Source organism: Streptomyces sp., assembly GCF_031178505.1.
In the GTDB taxonomy this organism is placed as follows: domain Bacteria; phylum Actinomycetota; class Actinomycetes; order Streptomycetales; family Streptomycetaceae; genus Streptomyces; species Streptomyces gulbargensis.
The window spans coordinates 1-5,256 of sequence record NZ_JAPSIW010000509.1; the positions used below are offsets into that span (position 1 = coordinate 1).

The 5,256-nt window shown below is 77.9% G+C and carries 1 protein-coding gene; it reads right to left on the reverse strand.

The window, feature by feature from the left end:
* Positions 1 to 255: 255 nt before the first annotated feature.
* Positions 256 to 5,115 carry a hypothetical protein gene (locus RIF68_RS26520; protein WP_309053822.1) on the reverse strand — a complete coding sequence of 1,620 codons (4,860 nt, stop codon included), beginning with the start codon at positions 5,113 to 5,115 and terminating at the stop codon, positions 256 to 258.
* Between the last annotated feature and the right edge of the window lie 141 nt (positions 5,116 to 5,256).

Sequence of the window (5,256 nt, forward strand, 5' to 3'; positions counted from 1 at the left end):
GGCGTGCTGACGGCGTCGGGCGCACCCACCCCCCCCCCCAACCCCACCCCCCCCCCCCCCCCCACCGCCGGCCCCGGGGGGGGGGGCGCCGCCCGGCCCGGCCCCCCCGGCGCCCCCGCCGCGGCGCGGGCGCGGGCCGGGGGGGGGGGGGCCCCCCCGCTTCCGTACGCCGTGCCTCCGGCACACCGTGCTCCTAGAACGATCTGGCCCGCCGTACGCCGTGGCCTGCCGGTCACGTCGGCCGCGACGGCGTTCCTACCGGGCCGGGGCCGTGGCGCCGGCCGGTTCGCCGGCATCGTGGCGGCGGAACATCCGCGTCGCCGTGATCTCCCCGTGGATGGTCTCGCCCTCCCCCGCGGGCTGCGGCAGACCGGGCCGCAGGTGCTCCTCCACGCTGATGTACTTCAGTCCGGCCCGCAGGTCGGCGTCGTTGCGCAGCCGGATCACCAGCGGGAACTCGGCGAGCGCCGTCGTGTCGAACAGGCCCGTCGTGTAGAGCAGCTGGACGCCGAGCGCGTCCGACACCGCCCGCTGGAGTTCCAGCAGGTACGTGGCGTTGGCCCGGCCGATGGGGTTGTCGAGGAACAGCGTGCCCGCGTGCCGGTGCTTGTCGCGGCCCCGGTCGTTGGAGCGGAGCGCTGCCATCGTGCAGTACAGGGCGATGGCCGCGGTGAGCAGCTGGCCGCCCGAGAACACGTCGCCCATCTGCCCGACGGGGACCCGCTCGGCCCGGAGCACGGCGTCCGGCTTGAGGATCTCGACCGAGACCCCGCGGGGTTCGAGCGCCGCCTGCACCCCGCGCAGCAGCAGGGACATGCCGTCCCTGCGCAGGTCGGAGTTCTTCCTGACGGCGGCACGGGTCGCCTCGTCGACGACCTCGCCGAGCCGTTCGGTGAGCGTGGCCTGGTCGGGCTCCTCGAAGCGGATGCGGAGGAACTCCTGCCCGGACCACTCGCCGAGTCCCTCGGGGAGCCGGGAGAGCCGCTGCGCGGAGCGGAGGGTGGCGAGGGAGGACTCCACGAGCCCGCGCAGCCGGTCCACGATCGAGTCGCGGTTGCGCTCCAGCTGCTCCAGTTCGTCGGTGAGGACGCGGAGCCGGGGCGCGAAGGCCTCGGCCCACTTGGCGGCGTGCTCGGGGAGCGCGGAGGAGGGCAGTTCGCGGATCTGCTGGCGGGCGGGGGTGCGGACCTGCTCGTACCGGGTGGAGTTGGCGTGCCGGACGAGGATGTCGCCGGCCTCGCGGACCGCCGCGTCCGCCGCGGACAGTTCCGCGGTGCGGGTGCGCAGCGCGCGGCGGGCCTCGGCGGCGGCGGTCCGGGCCTCCTCCAGGCCGCCGGGGTACGGGCCGGGCTCCTCGCCCTCCTCGTCCGTGTGGTCGCGCAGGAGGTCCCGCAGCAGGGCGGCGGTCTCGTCGAAGCCGCCGGCCGCGTCCTCGGCGGACCGGTGGTCGCGCAGCAGGCCGGCGTGCGCGGCGCGGGCCGCCTCCAGCGCCTCGGTCCGGGCGGCGAGTTCGGCGGTGGCCGTACGCAGCAGGGCCTGGGCCTGCTCGGCGTCGGCGGGCACCAGCTCCTCGGGCAGCTCGGTGTGGGCCTCGCCGTCCTCGGGGGCGAGGCGCTCGGCCTCACCGCGCAGGCGGCCCAGCTTCTCGCTCGCCTCGGAGGCGCGCGACTCCAGCATCTGCACCAGGGACTCGGCGCGGGCCGCGGCGGCCTGCCGGGACGGGCCGTCCGCGCCGTCGGTGGATTCCAGGAGCTGTTCGGCGCGGGTGCGGACCTTGTTGGTGAGCCGGTCGAGCTCGGCGAGCGCGGCGGACTCGTCGCTCTCGGCGCGGGCCTGTTCGGCGCGGAGGTCGGCGCCGACGCCGACCTTCTCGTACAGCTGGGAGGCGGCCCGGTAGGCCTCGCGGAGGGTGGGGAGGGCGACGCGGGGCGCGTCGGCGTCCTCCTCCGGGAGGCTCTCGGGGGCACCGGCGATCTCGGCGCGTTCGGCCCGCAGGGCGCGGGCGGTGCGGTGGGCGTCGTCGGCGGCGCGCTGGGCGGCGCGGCGGTCCTCGTCGGCGGCGCGGGCCCGCTCCAGGCAGGTCTGGGCACGGGCCTCGGCCTCGGCGGCGTCGTCGGCGAGTTCGCGGAGCTTGGCCTGCCAGGCGGACCGCTCGCGGAGCCGGAAGGCGAGTCCGGCGAGGGCGTCGGCGGCGCGGCGGGCCCGCTGGGCGGCCTCCTGCCGCTCGTCACGGACCTGGGCGGCGTCGGCTGCCGCCTCCTCGGCCTCCGCCCGTGCCGTGCGGGCCTCGGCGAGGGTGGCGGCGGCGGCCTCGGCCTTCTCCCGGGCGGTGGTGGCCGCGGCGGCGAGTTCGGCGAGCATGCCGGGCGGGCAGTCGGCGCGCCAGGCCCCGATGCGCGCCGCGAGGGCGCGGTCGCCGGCGAGGCGGGCGGCGAGGACGCGGATCTCCTCGTCGCGGGCGGCGGCGCGGGCGCGCAGGGCGTGCCGCTCCTCGTCGGCCGCGTGCTCGTCGTGCATGGCCGGGTTCGGCGGGACGAGGAACACCCCGGTGTCGTCCCCGTCCGCGTCCCGGGCGGGGACGGGAGCGAGGAGGGCGGCGGCGGTGCCGACCGCCACGGCGGACCGGGGCAGCAGGGCGGCGGCGGAGAGGACCTCGCGGGCGCGTCCGTACGAGACGGGGTCGGTGATCACCACGCCGTCGACGAGCTCGGGGCGGGCCGCGAGCACGCGCGCGTGGTCGGCGGGATCGACGGCCTGGGCGAGGTAGCGCCAGCCGGGGAGGGCGGGGATGCCGTGCTCGCCGAGGTACTCGACGGTCGCGAGGACGTCGGGGCCGGGCGGCAGGAGGCCGCCGTCGCCGAGGGCGCCGAGGATGCGGGAGTCGTCGGCGGCCGCGGTCCGCAGCTCGAACAGCTGGCGCTCGGCGGCGGCGACGGCCCGGTCGAGCAGGGCGCGCAGCTCGTCGGCGTACCGGTCGAACTCGGTGACGGTGAGCGGGCCCCGGGCAGTGGCCGCGAGGCCGAAGGCGGCGCCGGGGACGTGGCCGGAGCCGGTCGTGGCGGCGGCGGTGCCGGGCTCCCGGCGGCGGCCGCCGGCCGCCTGCTCGCCGACCGGCACGTGGCTGTCGGCAGCCTGGTCGCCGGGACTGTGGTCAACGGAGGAGGAACCGGCGGGACCGGCCGTGCCGTCACCGCGGCTTCCGGCGGCCGCGGGGCCGGCCTGGCCGGGAACGGCGCCGGTGCGCTGACCAGGCAGCGAGGACGTGGGGGTGCTCGGCAGGCTCAGCAGCTCGGCCAGGCGCTCCTCGGCGGCCAGCGATTCGGCGGCGCGGCGCTCGGCCTCGTAGGAGTTCTCGGCGGCATCGGCCGCGTCCGCCGCCCGGGCGGCGGCGAGTTCGGCGCGGGCCTCGGCGGCGGCGGCCTCGCGGGCCCGTTCGGCGGCCGTGCGGGCGGCCTCGCGGGCCGCGTCCCAGGCGGCGACCGTCGACTTCTCCGCGTCGCTGGCGGCCAGCGCGGCGCGGGCCGGGTCGGCGTCGGGGGCCGAGTCGTCGAGCCAGCCGGCCCGTACCGCCTCGGCGGTCTCCTGCTCGACCTCGGCGAGGCGCTGGCGCAGGTGTCCGGCCTCGCTGCGGGCCCGCTGGGCCTCCGTCGCGGCGGCGGTGGCGTCCCGGTGGGCGGCCTCGCCCGCCTCCTGGAGGGCGGTGGACCGCTCCTCCTCCTCGGCGGCGTGCCGCTCGCCGTCCTCGGCGGCCGCGGCGAGGGCCCGTACGAGGTCGGCGGCGGCCTTGGCGCGGGCGGCGAGGGCCGGAGCGGCGTCGCGCTCGGCCTCGCGGATGGCGGCGGCCACGCGCGCCGAACGGTCGGCGGCGGCACGGTGGCGCAGGACCGCCTCGGCGGCCTGCCAGGCGGAGTGCAGGGTGCGGGCCTCCAGGAGCTCGCGGCGCTGGGCGGCGGCGCCCTTCTCGGCCGCGGTGAGCGCCAGCGAGGCGTGCCGGAAGGCGAGTTCGGCGGCGATGAGGGCGCTGCGGCCACGGGCCGTCTCGGCCTCGGAGACGGCGTGCGCGGCGGACGTGACGCGCTGGGCGAGTTCCGCGGCCCGGCCCCGCTCCTCGGCGGCTCGGGCGGAGAACCGGCGGGCGAGGGTACGGGTGCGGCGCTCGGCGCCGGCGTGGACCTCGCGCGCGTGGGCCCGGGTCTCCGCGGCTTCCACGATCCGGTTCAGGAGGTCCACGGATCCGGCGGTGAACTCGCGCTCGGCGGTCAGTTCGGCGCGGCGGCCGAGCTTGTTGCCGAAGCCGCCGACGAGGTCGGCGAGGCCGTCGGTGTCACGGGTGTCGGTGACGGCCCGCAGGAGCAGGTCCGTGAAGTCGGAGTCCTTCTTGACCGCGAAGAGGCCGGCCGCCTCGCCCTCGTCGGCGTTCATCTCACGCTGGTAGCGGAAGAGTTCGGGGTCGAGGCCGAGTTCGCCGAGGTGTTCGTTCCAGCGGTCGTGGATCTCCTCCCAGTACACCTCCAGGTGCGGGTACGCCTTGCCGGCCTCGGTGAGCGCGTCGCGGAAGCCCTTCATGGTGCGGCGGCGGCCGGTGGCGCCGGACGCGCCCTCCACCGGGGGGCGGACGGAGGTGGCCTCGGCGACGGGGAGGCTGTCCAGGCTGAGCCCGGGACCGGGGCGGAAGGAGTACCAGGCCTCGGCGAACTTCCGCGGGTCGTTGGAGACCTGGCGGCCGCGCCACTCGCTGGCCTTGCCGACGACGACCAGCTCGCCGGTGAGGGTGTGCTGCCATTCCAGGGCGACGTGGCCGCAGTCGTCGGCGAGGAGGAACTTGCGGAGCACGCCGGAGCTGGCGCCGCCCAGGGTGTTGCGGTGGCCGGGCAGCATGACCGAGAAGATCAGCTTCAGGAGGACGGACTTGCCGCCGCCGTTCTCCAGGAACAGCACGCCCGCGGGGGCGGGGCGGCGCGGCGGGCCGACCGGCTCCTCCTCGAAGAACTCCGCCTGGGTGGGAGCGGGGTGGGGCACGGGGGCACCGACTCCGCGCAGGTCCAGGACGGTGTCGGCGTAGCGCGCACCGGCGGGGCCGATGGAGTAGAGGCGGACCCGGGACAGCTCGTACATGGCGAGGGACTCTCGTACTGGGAGGTTCGGTTACGCGGGGCGGTCAGGCGTGGAACGGCAGTCCCGCGTCGGCGGCGAGTTCCAGGTCGTCGCCCTCGGGCGGCGGGAGGAGCGTCGGGGAGCCGTCGCTGACGGGGACGA

Excerpts from the sequence above, each read along its gene's own strand:
- RIF68_RS26520 (WP_309053822.1), bottom strand. The coding sequence starts at position 5,115 with ATGTACGAGCTGTCCCGGGTCCGCCTCTACTCCATCGGCCCCGCCGGT.